This window comes from Sinorhizobium arboris LMG 14919, from assembly GCF_000427465.1.
GTDB lineage: Bacteria > Pseudomonadota > Alphaproteobacteria > Rhizobiales > Rhizobiaceae > Sinorhizobium > Sinorhizobium arboris.
Genome location: NZ_ATYB01000008.1, coordinates 300,870 through 316,246 on the forward strand (window position 1 = coordinate 300,870; position 15,377 = coordinate 316,246).

The following is a 15,377-nucleotide window of genomic DNA, read 5'->3' on the forward strand; positions in this document are numbered from 1 at the left end:
GGTTCCTTCGGTCCTATCCGACTGAAGGGCGGAAAAAGCAGTATCGAAGTGCCACAGCGATCTTCGCGCGTCCGAAAGGGCGCGCGGCGCTGCAGGTCTATTGGAGCAAAACATGACCCGCATCACCGACCTTCGCGTCTTCGACCTTCGCTTTCCGACCTCGGCGAGCCTCGACGGTTCGGATGCCATGAACCCGGATCCGGACTATTCGGCGGCTTACGTCATCCTCGACACGGATCGACCGGGGCTGGCGGGTCACGGCCTCACCTTCACCATCGGGCGCGGCAACGACATCTGCTGCATGGCGATCGAGGCCATGCGGCATCTCGTCGTCGGTCAGGACCTTGAGGAGATCGTGAAACATCCCGGCCGCTTCTGGCGGCACCTGACGAGCGACAGCCAGTTGCGCTGGATCGGCCCCGAGAAGGGTGCGATTCATCTTGCGACCGGTGCCATCGTCAACGCCGTCTGGGATCTCCTCGCAAAGGAGGCCGGCAAGCCCGTGTGGCGTCTCGTCGCCGAGATGCCGGCGGAAGAGATCGCCGACATCGTCGACTACCGCTACTTGACGGATGTTCTCACCCGGGACGAGGCGGTCGAGATCCTGCGGCGGGCCGAGCCCGGCAAGGCTGATCGCATTGCCACGCTCGAGAAGGATGGCTACCCCTGCTACACGACTTCTGCCGGCTGGCTCGGCTATGACGACGAAAAGCTCCGGCGGCTTGCGCAGGAGGCGGTCGACGCAGGCTTCAACCACATCAAGATGAAGGTCGGGCGTGACCTCGACGACGACATCCGCCGGCTGAAGATCGCCCGCGAAGTGATCGGTCCCGACAGGTATCTGATGATCGACGCGAACCAGGTCTGGGAAGTGGGCGAGGCGATCGATTGGGTGCGAAAGCTAGCCTTCGCCAAGCCCTTCTTCATCGAGGAACCGACGAGCCCGGACGATGTTGCCGGGCACCGCAAGATCCGCGAAGCGATCGCGCCGGTCAAAGTCGCGACCGGAGAGATGTGCCAGAACCGGATCATGTTCAAACAGTTCATCGCCGAGGGCGCGATCGACATCGTGCAGATCGATTCCTGCCGCATGGGCGGGCTGAACGAGGTGCTGGCGGTGCTCCTGATCGCCGCCAAATACGGATTGCCCGTCTGGCCGCATGCCGGCGGCGTCGGCCTCTGCGAATATGTGCAACACCTTTCCATGATCGATTACGTTGCCGTTTCCGGTACCAAAGACGGGCGGGTGATCGAATATGTCGACCACTTGCACGAACACTTCCTGGATCCGTGCGTGATCGAGAACGCCGCTTACATGCCGCCCGAGCGGCCCGGCTTTTCGATCGAGATGAAGCCGCAATCGATCGAAGACTATACGTTTCGCGGCTGAACACTCCATCTTTTGACGACTTACGCGCGGGTCCTCGGGTCAAGCCCGAGGAGGACGACGGAGGAGTCGTGGGGCCGGCAACCGGTGCGACCCAAGAGTGGCGAGAAGCGGCGTTCCGATAATGGTGCGGCTGCTCTAACCGCGCGCAATGCAGATCATCAACATTCGCCATCCTCGGGCTTGACCCGGACTTGACCCCGGGGTCCAGCCACGAGCCTCCCCGGCGCTTCGCGCAGTGCTCCTAGAGCGGGATCAGGAAGGTGTGCGCGGTTTTCTGGGCGGGAATCGAGCCGCCACCGCTTGACGCCATTCGTTCATTTGTGAATATATTATTCAAACTTGTGAAAGTCCGGAGGCGGAGTCCGGAAAAGGGAGGACAGCATGAAGACCTTGATCGCTGCGGCTGCAATGGCTGCATTGTCTCTCTGCGGCATGGCCAACGCGCAGGAATACAGCCTGCGGTTTTCGACCTCGCAGGTGAATCCGAACGAGCCGATCATCAAAGCCATGAAAACCTATGCCGAGCGTGTTGGTGAGCGTTCCGGCGGACGCATCGCCATTACCGTCATGACGGGCGATCAGCTCGGTGCGCAAAAAAAAGTCAACGAGATGGTAATGAGCGGCGCAAGCCTGCTCAGCGCCACCGATTACGGTCAGCTCGGCCAGTTCGTTCCGGATCTCTCGATCCTCGCCGGTCCCTATGTCTATCCGGATCTGGCGGCGACGGACCGTCTCTTCGCTTCGGATTTCTACAGAGACCTTTCCGGTAAGCTGGAGGCGCGGGGCATCAAGATCATCATGCCGAACGGTCTCTTCGGCTACCGGCATATCATCGCCAACAAACCGGTCCGCTCGCCGGCGGACCTGGCCGGCGTCACCATTCGCGTGCCCTCTTCGCCGATCATGATGGCGACCTTCGGCAATTACGGCGCCAGGCCGACGGAATTGCCGTGGGGCGACGTTTACAATGCGCTTCAGACCGGCGTCGTCGACGCGGCCGAGGGCCCATTCGGCTCGATCGCAGGGGCGAAGCTGAACGAGACCCGCAAGGTCATTTCGAAGACCGGTCACCAGATCATGTTCACGGCCTGAGTGGCCTCCAGCCAGTTCTTCGACAGCCTGCCCGAAGACCTGCAGAAGATCCTCCTGGAGGAAGGGGAGACCATTGCCAGGGAACTGACGCAGATGACGCTGGAAACGGACGGTGCCTATGCAAAGCAGCTCGCCGACTCCGGCGTCGAGATCGTCACCGATGTCGACGTCCCGGCGTTCATCGAGGCCTCGCGTGCCGCCTATGACAAGGTGCCGAACATCACCCCCGGCATCTACGATCAAGTGCAAAAAGCGATGGCAGAGTAACAGGATCGACGCGACCGCGTCTTTGCCGGCGCGGTCGCGGCGCAATGCCAACGGGTGCTGATCGAAGCGGGTTCGGTTCAGCCCCTCGGAAGTTCGAGACACCATGGAAATCTCACGCTCGCCGGAGGAGACGATTCCTCTCATCAGCCTGCGCCGCGCCGATGAGGCTATTGGCGTCGCAGCGCTCCTCGTCATCGTCTTTTCGATCCTCTGGGGGGTCGTCAGCCGATATGTCTTCCCGCAGCCGGCCGCCTGGACCTATGAACTGGCGATGATGGCCTTCGCCTATCTGGTCTTCTTCGGTGCCGTCGCCGGCGTCCGCCTCGGCACGCACGCAGCAATCGACGTGCTCGTTGCGGCTCTCCCGGACAGCTGGCGGAAAGCCGTCGCCTGGTTCAACTATGTGCTGCTTGCGCTCTTCTTCATCGTCATGACCATCCTCTTTGCCTGGCAGGCCTGGACCTCCCGCAATGTGCATACGATCGCACTCGATCTGTCGCGCAGCCTGTCCTATGCGCCTCTGGCGCTCGCTTCAGCCGGGATGTTCGTCCAGCATCTGATCGTCGAGAGACCCTGGGCCATCCGTCCGCATCGCAATTTGGAATCGCTGATATGACCCTGTTCCATCTGGCCGGTCCCTCGCTTCTCGTCGTCGTCCTGCTTTTGCTGTCGACGCCGATCACCTGGGCCATGGCGATCGGAGCATTCGCCTTCTTCCTCATCAATATGGACATGATCCCGCTCGCCAATTTCGCGCAGGAAATGGCGGAGGGCAGTCAATCAGTTTCCCTGTTGGCGCTGCCCCTGTTCGTTCTTGCCGGCTGCATCATGAATGCGTCAGGCATCACCCGGCGTCTTTTGGCGCTCGCAGACGTGCTGGTCGGCCACATGACGGGCGCGCTGGCGCAGATGTGCACCGTGCTCGGCACCTTGCTCGGCGGACTGACCGCATCTGCCAATGCCGATGCGGCGATGCTCGCCAAGACGCTCGGCATCGAGATGTCGCAACGGGGCTACAGCCGCGCCTTCGCCGCGGTCATCACATCGTCGGCAGCGATCATCACGAGCCTCATTCCGCCGTCGATCGGCCTTATCGTCTATGGCTTTCTGGCGGAGACGTCCATCGGCCGGCTCTTCGCGGCGGGTGTGATGCCTGGTCTCGTGCTGGCGACGGGGCTCATGGTCACCACCTATTTCATCGCCCGCAAGCGTGGCTACGAGCCGTTGCGCAAGGAGCGCGCCACCCGCGCAGAGGGCATCCGGGCGCTGATCGACGGGCTCTGGGCGCTGTCGATCCCGGTGGTGATCTTCGCCGGTACGCGATACGGTCTCTTCACCACCACCGAAGCCGGTGCGGTGGTCGTCGTCTATGTGCTCTTCGTCGCGGTGTTCGGTTACCGCGAGTTCACCTTCCGCCAGATCCCGGAGGTTCTTGCCGAGGCCGTTCGCGATTCGGCCGTGGTGATGATCATGATCTGCGCGGCGGCAGCCCTCGGTTTCTATCTCGCCTGGGAGCAGGTGCCGCAGGCCATGTCCGGTTGGCTCGGCGAAGCCACCGACAATCCGCTCCTGATGCTGCTCCTCATCAACGTCCTGCTGATCGTCATCGGCACGGCGATCGAGGGGTCGGCGGCACTGATCATCCTTACGCCGATGCTGATCCCGATCATCGACGGTGTCGGTATCGACCGTGTGCATTTCGGCGTCGTTTTCATCACGAACCTGACCATCGCCGGCATCACGCCGCCGGTCGGGGGACTGATGTATATTTCGTCCATGGTGCTGAAGGTACCGATGATGGCCTATGCCCGCGAGGTGCTGCCTTACTTGGCGATGATGATGGTCATTCTCGTCATGCTGAGCACGTTCCCGCAGTTGTCGCTTTGGCTGCCGAACCTGGTCTATGGGACGAGCGCGGTCCAATAGCGCGACGAAATACGATCTCTGCGCCATGGTGGCGCAGAGGTCGGAAACGGCTCCGGTAGTCCCGGCCTTCTTACGCAGGTACTGATCATGGATGAGTTCACGCCCACTGTCGGAGTTTCTTCGACACGTCCCGCCGACATGCCGGAAGACCATGCCGCTTTGCCGGTCTGGAACGCCGAAAACTGGTTCTACGAGGATTGGCCCGTCGGTCAGCGCATCCGGTCGTTACGCCGGACGATCGGCGAGAGCGATAGCCACCTCTTCAATACCCTGGTCGTCGACATCCATCCTTATGTCCAGGATCAGATGTTTGCGGAGCGGGAAGGCATTTTCGGCCGTCGCCTCGTTGCCGGCGCCTTCGTGTTCTCGGCCGGTCTCGGCCTCGTCGCGACCAACTGCGTCAATGCCTTCTCCTATGGCTACGACAGGCTGCGGTTCATAAAGCCGGTCTTCATTGGCGACACGATCTACACGATCAGGACCAACATGGAAAAAGCACCACGCTACAAAGACCTCGGGCTCGTTCGCGCCAGCTACCAGGTCTTCAAGAACGAGGGTGAACTGGTGCTCTACTGCGAGCATCTGCAAACGGTGAAATACAAGAACCCGGCGGATTTCGCCGGCAAGACCGAGAAGTAGAGAACAGAAATCGAAGAAAACGAGCTTCCGCTTGCCGGCGTCGTCGCAATCGACATGAGCTCGTTTTGGGCAGCCTGTTGCGCCATCGTGCATCCTGGCGCAGGCATTATCCTCAATTCCGTCCGCCGACATATTCCGCCAATCGCATGTACTCATGCGAACACGGAATAAAAACGTTTATATTTTCGTTGAAATCGTTTTTATCAGCTGATACGGCTTTCGTCGGGAGGCCGATCATGGAAAACACGCAAGTGCCGCGCGCACGGCCAGGGATCAAGGCTTTGGCCGAGGCTACGGGCTATTCGATTGCGACCGACCACGCTCGGCGTGCTTTCGGGCCTGGGCTCGCGCGGACGGCGGATCGGCGTCGATGTCGACGTGGTCGCCTATGACGACATCAATGTCAGCGCCTATTTCACCCCGCCGATCACCACCTTCTATCAGCCCATCGAGGTTCTCGGGCGAACCCTTGGGGAGTTCCTGCTGCGGCGAATGGCGGGGGAGGATGCCCGGGCGTTGAAACAGGTTTTCAGGCCGGCGCTGATCGAAAGACAGCCCGACAATCTCGGCGGGCGGCTACCTCAAAGTGCTTGAGAAACAACTTTCACAACGGAGGAGAACAACGTGAAAAAATTGATGATTGCACTCACGATAGCGGCCCTCGTCTCGGGCGGCGCCTCGGCCGCCGATCTCGGCGGGAAGCTGCTGAAGGTCGGCTCGGACACGACCTCTCCGCCGATGGAGAGCATCGATCCCGCGACCGGCCAGATCGTCGGTTTCGATATCGATGTGGTAAATGCGATCTGCGCCAAGATCAATTGTCAGGCGGAATTCGTGACCACCGGTTGGGACGGCATTTTCGCAGCGCTCGATCAGGGCAACTTCGATCTCGTTGCCTCGGGCGTGTCGATTACCGAGGAACGCAAGAAGGCCATGGACTTCTCCGATTCCTACATCGTCAACAGCCAGGCGGTGCTGATGCGGGTCGAGGACCAGGGCGTGTCGCTGGAGGACTTCAAGTCGAAGGGCAAGAAGCTCTCCGCCCAGGCCAACACCACCGATGCACAGGTCGCGGAAGGGGTGGTCGGCAAGGAAAACGTCGTCGCCTATGACAGCTTCAGCGCCGCGATCATCGCGCTCAAGAACAAAGACGTCGACGGCGTCGTCATCAACGGGGCCAATGCTGCCGCTTACGAACGCGAGTTCGTCGGCGAACTCGTGGTCGCGATCCGGGACCTCGAATCCGATCCGCTCGGCCTCGTCTTCCGCAAGGGCGATGCCAATGTCGCTGCCTTCAACGAAGGACTGAAGATGATCCGCGACGACGGCACGCTGGGTCAGCTCGTCAACAAATACTGGGGCGTGAAGTAACCTCATCCGAGCACCCCGGGGAGCGGTCTGCGCTCCGGGGCCGAAGTTCTGCGCAGGATCCCCGGAGGGATGAATGTCGTTCCTGAGAAGCGTGCGGCCCAGCAATCTGATCATTCTGACAGCGCTGCCGTTCATCATCTATCTTTTCGCCTCCTCCGGAGACTACCAGCGTTCGCTGAGAGCCATTCTCGGAGTCGAGAACGGCTCGTCCGCCTTCGTGCCGGGCTTCATTGCGCTGCTCGTCGCCTTTGGCTCGGGTGTCGCCGTTCTCGTCTTCTCCCGAGCCAAGGCGCCGCGGCCGCGGCTGTCGCTTGCTGCGGCATCGATCAATCTCGCTTCAGCGGCCATCATGCTTCTGAGCGACGCCGTTCATCCCTACCTTGCGTCGGTCCTCGCCAATGCCGTCGATTCCTCCACGTCCGATCTCGTCGTGAAGGGGCTTAGCCCTCGGCAACTGACGGATGCCGCGGATACGACCCTGCGCGGCATCGAGGCCGTTCTTCTTCCGGCCTATTTCGCGCTTACGCTGATCGGCTTCATGCTTTTCTTCGGTGCCGGCAAGGCATCTGCGCCGGAAAGCCTCCTGCGCCGCGCAGGAGCGTGGAGCATCGGCGCCGTCAACGGTGCGGGACTCCTGTTCATCCTCTTCTTTGCGCATATCGCCTTTGCCGCCGGCGTGGCGACGACGGTTCGTGCAGCCATTGCCGCCTATCTTCTCGCAGCGATCATCGGACTCCTCTGGGTCGGATTGCTTCAGTTGCATTATACGGTGCGCACCAGCCTCATCTTCGCGCTCGCGACGCTCGCTCTGGCACTCGCCGCCGCCTGGTTCCTGTTGCAGCCTCCCACGGCCTATGTGCTTGCGGGGCGTCTTGACGGCAGGGTCGCGATCGTCAGCAACACGCCGTCCGGCCTCATCGGCGCGGTGCGCTTTGGCCAATATCCGGGCGCGCCCGGTGAAGAGGCGGCGGTGCGAACCTTTCTGGGCCCGACCGAGGCCATCGCGGCGATGGAGAAGAACGAGGTGACGGCGGCGCTTCTGCCAGCGGCAGCGGCACCTGGCGGCTTGCCGCTCCTTTGGGAAACGGCGGCTTTGAACGATCGCGACCGGGCCGCAGGAATCACTTTCGCCGTTCTGGCAATCATCCTCGGTCTGCTCACTTTCGGCGGCCATCTGCACCGGCGTCATCCTCTGGCGATCGGCTCGGAATTCGTCGTCGATACGATCCGCGGCATTCCGATGCTGGTGATCGTTCTCTATGTCGGCCTGCCCTTAAGCGGGGCGCTGAAGGATGCGACGCAAGGCGTGCTCGATCCGCCGAACCTGATGCGCGGCATCGTCGCCATGGCGCTTGCCTATTCCGCCTATCTGGCGGAAATCTTCCGCTCGGGCATCAACGCTATCCCGATCGGTCAGATCGAAGCGGCCCGCAGCATCGGGCTCAACCGGTGGCAGACGGCGCGGCTGGTGGTCCTCCCGCAGGCGTTCCGGATCATCATTCCGCCGCTCGGCAACGAGCTGATCGCGATCCTCAAGGACACGTCACTCCTGTCGATCCTGTCGATCCGCGACATCACCCAGCGCATGCGCGAGTTCCAGTCGGCGAGCTTCCTGCCCTTTGCGCCCTATAACTCGGCAGCCATCTTCTACATCTTCCTGACGCTCGCGGCGGCGAGCCTGATTAACATGATCGAGCGGAAATATGACATCAAGCATCGATAAGAGAGGGGAGGAAGGTCCGCGCACGGTGCTGATCACCGGCGCATCGCGGGGCCTTGGTCAGGAACTTGGACGGCAATATGCAGCCGCCGGCTGGCGGGTGATCGCCTGCGGCCGCCAACCTTCGGCAAGGAACGGGGAAAACGGCATCGAGCGGCGGATACTCGACGTTACGGACGCGAGGTCCGTGGCGGCGCTTGCCGAAAGCCTCGGCGAGCGGCCGATCGACGTCCTCATCAACAATGCCGGAATCCGCGGCGGCACAGGCGGACTGTCGGCCGTCGAAGCCGAGGATTTCCTAGAGGTCATGCGCGTCAATGCCCTGGCGCCGATCCTGATCGTGCGGGCGCTGCTCCGCAATCTCCTGGCCGGCGGCGATCGGATCGTCGCCAATATCAGCAGCCGCGCCGGATCGCTTGCCGAGGGCACGCTCGACGACGACGAAGGGGACTATGCCTATCGCTGCTCGAAAGCGGCGCTGAACATGGCAACGGTCAAGCTCGCCCAGGACCTGCGCCCGTACGGTGTCACCGTGCTGTCGCTCCACCCCGGCTGGGTCAGAACCGATATGGGCGGTCCTCAGGCCAACGTGCCGGTTGCGGAAAGTGCCGCAGGCCTGAGAACGGTCATCGAAAGGGCCCGGCTCGCCGAGAGCGGCAGCTTCCGGGCCTTCGACGGAAGAATGGTATCGTGGTGACGCGAGTCGAACGATGACGGCGAGCGAGATCGTTCGCCGTCGCCCGTCTGCGCGACGCCTGCGGTTTTGCACCGATTCCGAAGGCCGCGCGGTAGTGCAGTGCCTGGAGCGCAATGCTCATGACTTTTCGGGCGTTATCAAGCGCGGCATCGCAAGACCGAAGGCAGCCGTCTTCGATTTTCCGCGAAGATCACGCCGCCTGCGTCCTTCAGCGGACGATTGGGACCGTTTCCTCGATGCCCGACGCAGTGCTGGCGCAGGTAGAAGTCGCCTGACGGAAGTTTTCCCTTTACAATTAAGTTAAACGTTTTTATCCGTAATAAAAACGTTTAACAAACTGGTGGGCAAGCGGTTGATCGGCCGCCTGCCGGGAGGAGAGTTTGGCCGCAATTCGCATCGACAACCTTCGCAAGGCTTTCGGCTCACTCGAGATTCTGAAGGGCATCGATCTGGACATCGCCGACGGGGAGTTCGTCTGCTTCCTGGGGCCGTCCGGATGCGGCAAGAGCACGCTTCTGCGCTCGATTGCCGGGCTTGAGAGTCTCGATGACGGATCGATCCGCCTCGGCGAACGCGATATCACCGATCTGCCGTCCGCCAGGCGCGACATCGCCATGGTGTTCCAGAATTACGCGCTTTATCCGCACATGAACGTGCGCAAGAACCTTTCGTTCGGCCTTGCGCTGAACGGCATGAAGCGCGCCGAGATCGATCGGCGCGTAAACAATGCGGCGGAAATTCTGAGAATCGGCGAGCTTCTGGATCGCAAGCCTCGCCAGCTGTCCGGCGGTCAGCGCCAGCGCGTGGCGATCGGCCGGGCGATCGTGCGCGAGCCGAAGCTCTTCCTCCTCGACGAGCCCCTTTCCAATCTCGATGCCGGTCTCAGGGTGACGATGCGCGTCGAACTTGCCGCGCTGCACGAACGCCTCGGCGTGACTATGATCTATGTGACGCACGACCAGGTTGAGGCGATGACGCTCGCCGATCGCGTCGTCGTCCTCGACAAGGGGCGCGTCAGCCAGTTCGGCACGCCGCTCGAACTGTTCTACCGTCCGGCAAATCTCTTTGTCGCAGGCTTTATCGGTTCGCCGCGCATGAACTTCCTCTCGGTGGGCGTCGCGGAGCAGGGCGCGGCCGGCGTGACGCTTGCCGGCGGCGGCTTGTCACGGCCGGTGACGCTCGATACGCCTTCCTCCGCGCCCCTCGGCCGAAGCCGCCCCGTCACTCTCGGAATTCGTCCCGACAAACTCGAACTGACCTCGCCGGAGGAGGCGCATCTCGCCGGTACCGTAAGGCTCGTCGAACGGCTCGGCACCGAAAGCCACGTCCACATCCGTATCGAGGGCGGTGGTGATCTGACCGCCGTAGTGCGCGGAACCCATCCGGTCGCGAGCCGAGATCAGGTTCATCTCCGCCTTCCTTCCGAGCACTGCCATCTGTTCGATGCCGAAGGCACGGCGATCGCGAGGCGGCTCGATCCGGAGACCAAGGCACTTATCGGTAACGGGAAGGCAATGGGCGCGCGTGCGCCGGTTTTGGAGGAGAGACATGCCTGATATGAAAACGACGGTAATCGGATCGCTTTTGGCCCTGTCGGTCGCCGGCGCGGCGACTGCGCGCGCAGAGGAGGTGTTGCGTTTCGCGACCTGGGACACCGGCGAGAGCCTCGCAATCCAGCAGGCGATCGCCAAGAAATTCGAAGAGAAGCACCCGGGTGTGAAGGTTCAGGTCGAGCCCTATGCCGAGGGTTACGATCAGAAGCTCGTCGCAGCCTTCGGCGCGGGCAATCCGCCCGATGTCATGTATATGTGGAACTTCCCGCAATACTACACGTCGCTGATGCAGCTCGATGAGCTGATCGCGCGCGATTCGGCCGAGATCAAGCCGGACGATTTTCCGCAAGGCCTGATGAACACGACGCGTATCGAGGGCAAGACCTATGGCATGCCCTCGGGTTTCACTACCCAGGTGGTCTTCTACAACAAGGACATGTTCGCAAAGGCGGGTGTCGAAGAGCCGAAGGAGGGCTGGACGTGGGACGATCTGCGCGCCAAGGCCGCCAAGTTCCGCGACGAGGCCGGCAAGGTCTACGGGTTCGCCGTCGACGCCAAGCCGGACCCCTATGATTTCGAGCAGTTCCTCTGGTCGAACGGCACGAAATACATCTCGGACGACGGCAAGGAGATCGACGGCTACATGAACAGCGACGCGGCCGCCGCGGTGCTGGGCATGTTCGCCGACATGGCCAGGAAAGAGGAAGCCGTGACGCTGCACCTCGGGGACGAAACGGGGGGCGACACGCTGTTCCAGGGCGGCAAGATCGCCATGTTCCAGAGTGCCATGTGGGACAAGGCAGAGATCGATGCCGCCGGCTTCAGCTATGGCGTCGCACCGCTGCCGAAATTCGGCGACCGCCCCGCCCATTCGGCACTCGGCGTTTCGGCGATCTCCATCGCCAAGGATGCCGCACATCCCGACCTCGCCTGGGAATTCGTGAGATTCTTCTCCTCGCCGGAGTCGGTCGCGATGCGCGTCAACGACCTGCCGGTGCGCAAGAGTGTGGCCGAGGAGAAAGGCATGACGACGGACCCGGTCTATAAACCCTTCTTCGATATCCTCGCCACCTCCAACACCGAAAGGCATGCCTATCTGAAGAACGTCAACTGGGGCAAGATCCAGGACAATCTGGCGCGTGCCATCGAGGCGACGATGATCGACCAGGGCAATGCCCAGGCCCATCTCGACGATGCGGTCAAGCGCTCCAAGCGCCTGCTGAGGTAAGGAGTGCGGGGGATGGACATGGCTGCCCATGCTGGACCGAAGGTGGAGGTCGTTCGGCGCAAGCGTGCGAACGCCGGACGGCATCTTGCGCCCTTCCTGTTCATCTCCCCATGGATATTGGGGTTCCTCTTCTTCACCCTCGGCCCGCTCTGTTTCTCGCTGACGATGAGTTTTTTCGACTGGCCCGTCGTCGGCGAGCGCACCTTCGTGGGACTCGACAATTACCGCTCCATGTTCATGGAGGACCCGCAATTCCGGGAGAGCCTCTGGATCACGGTGAAGTTCGCGGCGATCTACGTGCCGTTCAACATCGTCATGTCGTTTCTGCTGGCGCTGTTGCTGCACCATGCGACTTTCGCCAGCGGCTTCTTTCGCACGGTGTTCTATTTGCCGAGCGTGATCTCGGGCGTTGCGCTTGTGACGATCTGGAGCTGGATCTACAGCAGGGAATACGGGCTGTTGAACTTCATGCTGTCGCTCGTGGGCATCGATGGGCCGAACTGGCTGGGCGATCCCAATCTCGCCCTCGTCGCCATCATCGTCGCAAGCCTCTGGGGCCTCGGCGGCACGATGCTGATCCTTCTGACCGGTCTCAAGGCCATTCCGAAAGAGCTCTATGAGGCCGCCACCGTCTCGGGCGTCCCGGGTTGGGCGCAGATGCTGTTCATCACGCTGCCGATGCTCGGGCCGATGCTGATCTTCACCTTCATTACCTCGATCATCTCCGCATTTCAGCAGCTGACGATAGCCCTTCTGCTGACGAAGGGCGGCCCTCTCGGCTCCACCTATTTCTTTGCCATGTACATCTACGACAACGCCTTCAAATATTTCGACATGGGCTATGCCGCCGCGGGCTCCTGGGTGATGTTCGTGATCGTGCTGACACTCAGCCTCGTCGTCATGCGCTGGTCCGCCGCATGGGTCTATTACGAGGGCGAGGTCCGGCCGGTCGATGGAGACCGCGATGCGTAAGACCGTCCTCTATGCGGCGCTGATCCTGCTGTCGGCCCTGTTCATCGCGCCATTCTACTGGACCTTCATGACGGCGGTCAAAAGCACGGCGGAGCTATATCGGTTCCCACCGGTGCTTTGGCCATCCGCGTGGCACTGGGAGAATTTTGCAGCCGCCTGGAACAAGCAGCCCTTCGGCACCTATCTCTCGAACTCGCTGATCGTCGTCGTCCTTTCGACGATCGGACAGCTTCTGTCGAGTTCGCTCGTCGCCTTCGGCTTCGCCCGCTTCCGGTTTCCCGGACGCGACGCCCTGTTCGTGCTGCTGCTCGCGACCATGATGATACCCTGGGACGTGAAGATGATTCCGCTCTACATGGAGTTCAACATGCTGGGCTGGATCAACACGCTCAAACCCCTGATCGTGCCCGCCTATTTCGCCGACGCCTTCTTCGTGTTCCTGCTTCGCCAATATATCATGACGATACCCATGGAGATCGACGAAGCAGCCCGCATGGACGGGGCGAACAGCTTCGACATCTACTGGCGCATCCATCTGCCTCTGGTGCTGCCGGCCCTGGTACTGGTCGGTACCTTCCATTTCATGAATGCGTGGAACGACTATCTCGGGCCATTGATCTTCCTCAACGATCAGTCGAAATACACGCTCACCCTCGGGCTTTCGATGTTCAAGGGCCTGCACGAGATCGACGTCACCTCCATCGCGGCGATCACCGTCATCCTCTGCCTGCCGCCGCTCGCCCTCTTCTTCCTGGCGCAGCGCTATATCATGGATGGAGCCGTCGGCTCTTCGGTTAAGGGGTAGGCGATGCTGTTCGATATCGACCATGTCCCTTTCAGCCGAAGGGGGCGCTTCCTGACGCTGTCGACGATGCGTGTTCCCGGGCGCGACGGCGAGCGTGCGCTTTATATCAGGCGCGTCAGCGGCGGCGACGAGCGTCCTTCGCTTGGACGGCTGTGTCGTGTCGAGTTCCTGGACGGGCAAGGCCGACCGGCGGCAGCGCGCTTCGAACTGTCGCCGGACCAGCTTGTCGCGCGGATCGGCGAAGGCATCGTCCGCTTGGTCATCGGAGACGGCGAACGGTTGCACATTCGCGGCGAAAAGGCCGGCGTGCGTTTCCATGTCGAAGGATCGCGCTACGATTATGTCTACCGCACGCCCGGCGGCGAATGGTGCCTCGTGGCAGCGGGTGAGAATGTGAAATTCATTCCGCGGCCCCGACTTGGTGACCTCGCCGTTTCCGGTAAATGGGACAGGGACCGGTCCACCGATGTTTCCTTTACGCTCTCGGGCGAGGGGACATTCGAGGGCAGCGTCGATTTCTTTCGCACCCTCCCTCCGCCGAAAGAGCCTGACAGCTTCGAGAAGGCACACGCAGCCGTCACAGCCGAGTTCGGCGACTGGTATCGATCGATCCCGGCGGGTGTCCCCGGACAGGAGGAAGCGCAGCGGCTCGCGGCCTATCTCCTCTGGGCGAATACCGTGCCGGCCGAAGGCATGCTGACCCGGGCGGCGATCTACATGTCGAAAAACGCCATGATCAATATCTGGAGCTGGGACAATGCCTTCTCGGCACTCGGCGTGGCCGCCTTCGACGAAGAGCTCGCCTTCGACCAGTTCGCAGCGATCTTCGATCATCAGCACGCGTCCGGCCTGCTGCCGGACTACGTGAACGACCGCGAAGCGCTCTTCGCCTTCACCAAGCCCCCCGTTCACGGCTGGGCTGTATCCTGCATGGCGCGCCAAAATCCCCGTTTCCTGACGCCGGAACGCCGGACCTATCTTCGCGATGCGATCGGCAGGCAGGTCTCCTACTGGCTGACCCACGGCCGCAGCGGCGACGGCGTGCTGCCGAGCTACTTCCATGGCAATGACAGCGGCTGGGATAATGCAAGTTTCTTTGCCGAGGGCGGTCCGGTTCTGTCACCCGACCTTCCGGTCTTCCTCATACTGGCCTGCGAGGCGCTTGCCGAGCTGCTGGAGGATGATGCGGAGAAAGCGGCCCGATGGTTGCGCACAGCAGACGAACTTCAAGCGCTCCTCATCGGCAGGCTTTGGACCGGTAATACTTTTGCCGCGCGCCTCGCCGCCGATCCGGAACGAATTCTTCCCGGGGAGAGCCTGATTCAGTTCATGCCGCTGCTGCTGGGGCCCCGTCTGCCGGCGGCAGTGTGCCGGAAGCTCGTCGCCCGGCTGACCGAGGGCGCATTTATCACCGATTGGGGCCCGGCGACGGAGAGCCCCCGCAGCCCCTTTTACGAGGACGATGGCTACTGGCGCGGACCCGTCTGGGCGCCGACGACCTATCTCCTGTGGGATGGGCTGCGCCGCCAGGGGGAGGGTGCATTGGCGCGGGAAATCGCGCAGAAGTTCTGTGCACTTGCCAATGCACACGGTATGGCCGAAAACTTCGACGCGTGCTCGGGCAGGGGCCTTCGGGACCGGGCATTCGCCTGGACGTCCGCGGTCTATCTGCTGCTGGCGCAATCCCTCCGCGACGAAAAACCGGTGAAGAGTTGAA

Annotated in this window: 13 protein-coding genes and 1 pseudogene; all 14 read left to right on the forward strand. The window is 61.9% G+C overall.

Features of this window, described 5'->3' with window-relative positions:
- Positions 1–112 precede the first annotated feature (112 nt).
- Positions 113–1,390, forward strand: a complete 1,278-nt coding sequence (locus SINAR_RS0102115; protein WP_027997505.1) for an L-fuconate dehydratase — start codon at positions 113–115, stop codon at positions 1,388–1,390.
- 432 nt (positions 1,391–1,822) lie between these two features.
- Positions 1,823–2,749, forward strand: a pseudogene (locus SINAR_RS01000000132960) (C4-dicarboxylate TRAP transporter substrate-binding protein).
- Positions 2,750–2,852: 103 nt separating this feature from the next.
- Positions 2,853–3,365, forward strand: coding sequence for a TRAP transporter small permease (locus SINAR_RS0102125; RefSeq protein WP_027997506.1), 513 nt, complete (start codon positions 2,853–2,855; stop codon positions 3,363–3,365).
- Positions 3,362–4,675 (forward strand): TRAP transporter large permease, encoded by a 1,314-nt coding sequence (locus SINAR_RS0102130; protein ID WP_027997507.1) that lies wholly within the window; start codon positions 3,362–3,364, stop codon positions 4,673–4,675. Before SINAR_RS0102125 ends, SINAR_RS0102130 begins: the two co-directional genes overlap by 4 nt.
- A gap of 87 nt (positions 4,676–4,762) precedes the next feature.
- Positions 4,763–5,314 carry a MaoC family dehydratase gene (locus SINAR_RS0102135; protein WP_027997508.1) on the forward strand — a complete coding sequence of 184 codons (552 nt, stop codon included), beginning with the start codon at positions 4,763–4,765 and terminating at the stop codon, positions 5,312–5,314.
- A 306-nt stretch (positions 5,315–5,620) separates the two neighbouring features.
- Positions 5,621–5,908, forward strand: coding sequence for a substrate-binding domain-containing protein (locus SINAR_RS0102140; protein WP_027997509.1), 288 nt, complete (start codon positions 5,621–5,623; stop codon positions 5,906–5,908).
- A gap of 30 nt (positions 5,909–5,938) precedes the next feature.
- Positions 5,939–6,685, forward strand: coding sequence for a transporter substrate-binding domain-containing protein (locus tag SINAR_RS0102145; protein ID WP_027997510.1), 747 nt, complete (start codon positions 5,939–5,941; stop codon positions 6,683–6,685).
- Positions 6,686–6,758: 73 nt separating this feature from the next.
- Positions 6,759–8,408, forward strand: a complete 1,650-nt coding sequence (locus tag SINAR_RS0102150) for an amino acid ABC transporter permease (protein ID WP_027997511.1) — start codon at positions 6,759–6,761, stop codon at positions 8,406–8,408.
- Positions 8,409–8,433: 25 nt separating this feature from the next.
- Complete coding sequence (locus SINAR_RS0102155) at positions 8,434–9,102, forward strand: SDR family NAD(P)-dependent oxidoreductase (protein ID WP_027997512.1); 669 nt, start codon at positions 8,434–8,436, stop codon at positions 9,100–9,102.
- A gap of 380 nt (positions 9,103–9,482) precedes the next feature.
- A complete protein-coding gene (locus tag SINAR_RS0102160; RefSeq protein WP_027997513.1) occupies positions 9,483–10,658 on the forward strand; it encodes an ABC transporter ATP-binding protein in 1,176 nt (391 codons plus the stop codon).
- A complete protein-coding gene (locus tag SINAR_RS0102165; protein WP_027997514.1) occupies positions 10,651–11,883 on the forward strand; it encodes an ABC transporter substrate-binding protein in 1,233 nt (410 codons plus the stop codon). The genes SINAR_RS0102160 and SINAR_RS0102165 overlap by 8 nt, the downstream gene beginning before the upstream one ends.
- Before the next feature lie 12 nt (positions 11,884–11,895).
- Complete coding sequence (locus tag SINAR_RS0102170) at positions 11,896–12,855, forward strand: ABC transporter permease subunit (RefSeq protein ID WP_027997515.1); 960 nt, start codon at positions 11,896–11,898, stop codon at positions 12,853–12,855.
- Complete coding sequence (locus SINAR_RS0102175; protein WP_027997516.1) at positions 12,848–13,660, forward strand: carbohydrate ABC transporter permease; 813 nt, start codon at positions 12,848–12,850, stop codon at positions 13,658–13,660. Before SINAR_RS0102170 ends, SINAR_RS0102175 begins: the two co-directional genes overlap by 8 nt.
- Positions 13,661–13,663: 3 nt before the next feature.
- Positions 13,664–15,376: an amylo-alpha-1,6-glucosidase gene (locus tag SINAR_RS0102180; RefSeq protein ID WP_027997517.1), complete on the forward strand. Its 1,713-nt coding sequence runs from the start codon at positions 13,664–13,666 to the stop codon at positions 15,374–15,376.
- Position 15,377: the final 1 nt, after the last annotated feature.

Excerpts from the sequence above, each read along its gene's own strand:
- SINAR_RS0102115 (WP_027997505.1), top strand. The coding sequence starts at position 113 with ATGACCCGCATCACCGACCTTCGCGTCTTCGACCTTCGCTTTCCGACC.
- SINAR_RS0102130 (WP_027997507.1), top strand. The coding sequence starts at position 3,362 with ATGACCCTGTTCCATCTGGCCGGTCCCTCGCTTCTCGTCGTCGTCCTG.
- SINAR_RS0102175 (WP_027997516.1), top strand. The coding sequence starts at position 12,848 with ATGCGTAAGACCGTCCTCTATGCGGCGCTGATCCTGCTGTCGGCCCTG.
- SINAR_RS0102170 (WP_027997515.1), top strand. The coding sequence starts at position 11,896 with ATGGACATGGCTGCCCATGCTGGACCGAAGGTGGAGGTCGTTCGGCGC.
- SINAR_RS0102125 (WP_027997506.1), top strand. The coding sequence starts at position 2,853 with ATGGAAATCTCACGCTCGCCGGAGGAGACGATTCCTCTCATCAGCCTG.
- SINAR_RS0102135 (WP_027997508.1), top strand. The coding sequence starts at position 4,763 with ATGGATGAGTTCACGCCCACTGTCGGAGTTTCTTCGACACGTCCCGCC.
- SINAR_RS0102150 (WP_027997511.1), top strand. The coding sequence starts at position 6,759 with ATGTCGTTCCTGAGAAGCGTGCGGCCCAGCAATCTGATCATTCTGACA.
- SINAR_RS0102165 (WP_027997514.1), top strand. The coding sequence starts at position 10,651 with ATGCCTGATATGAAAACGACGGTAATCGGATCGCTTTTGGCCCTGTCG.
- SINAR_RS0102180 (WP_027997517.1), top strand. The coding sequence starts at position 13,664 with ATGCTGTTCGATATCGACCATGTCCCTTTCAGCCGAAGGGGGCGCTTC.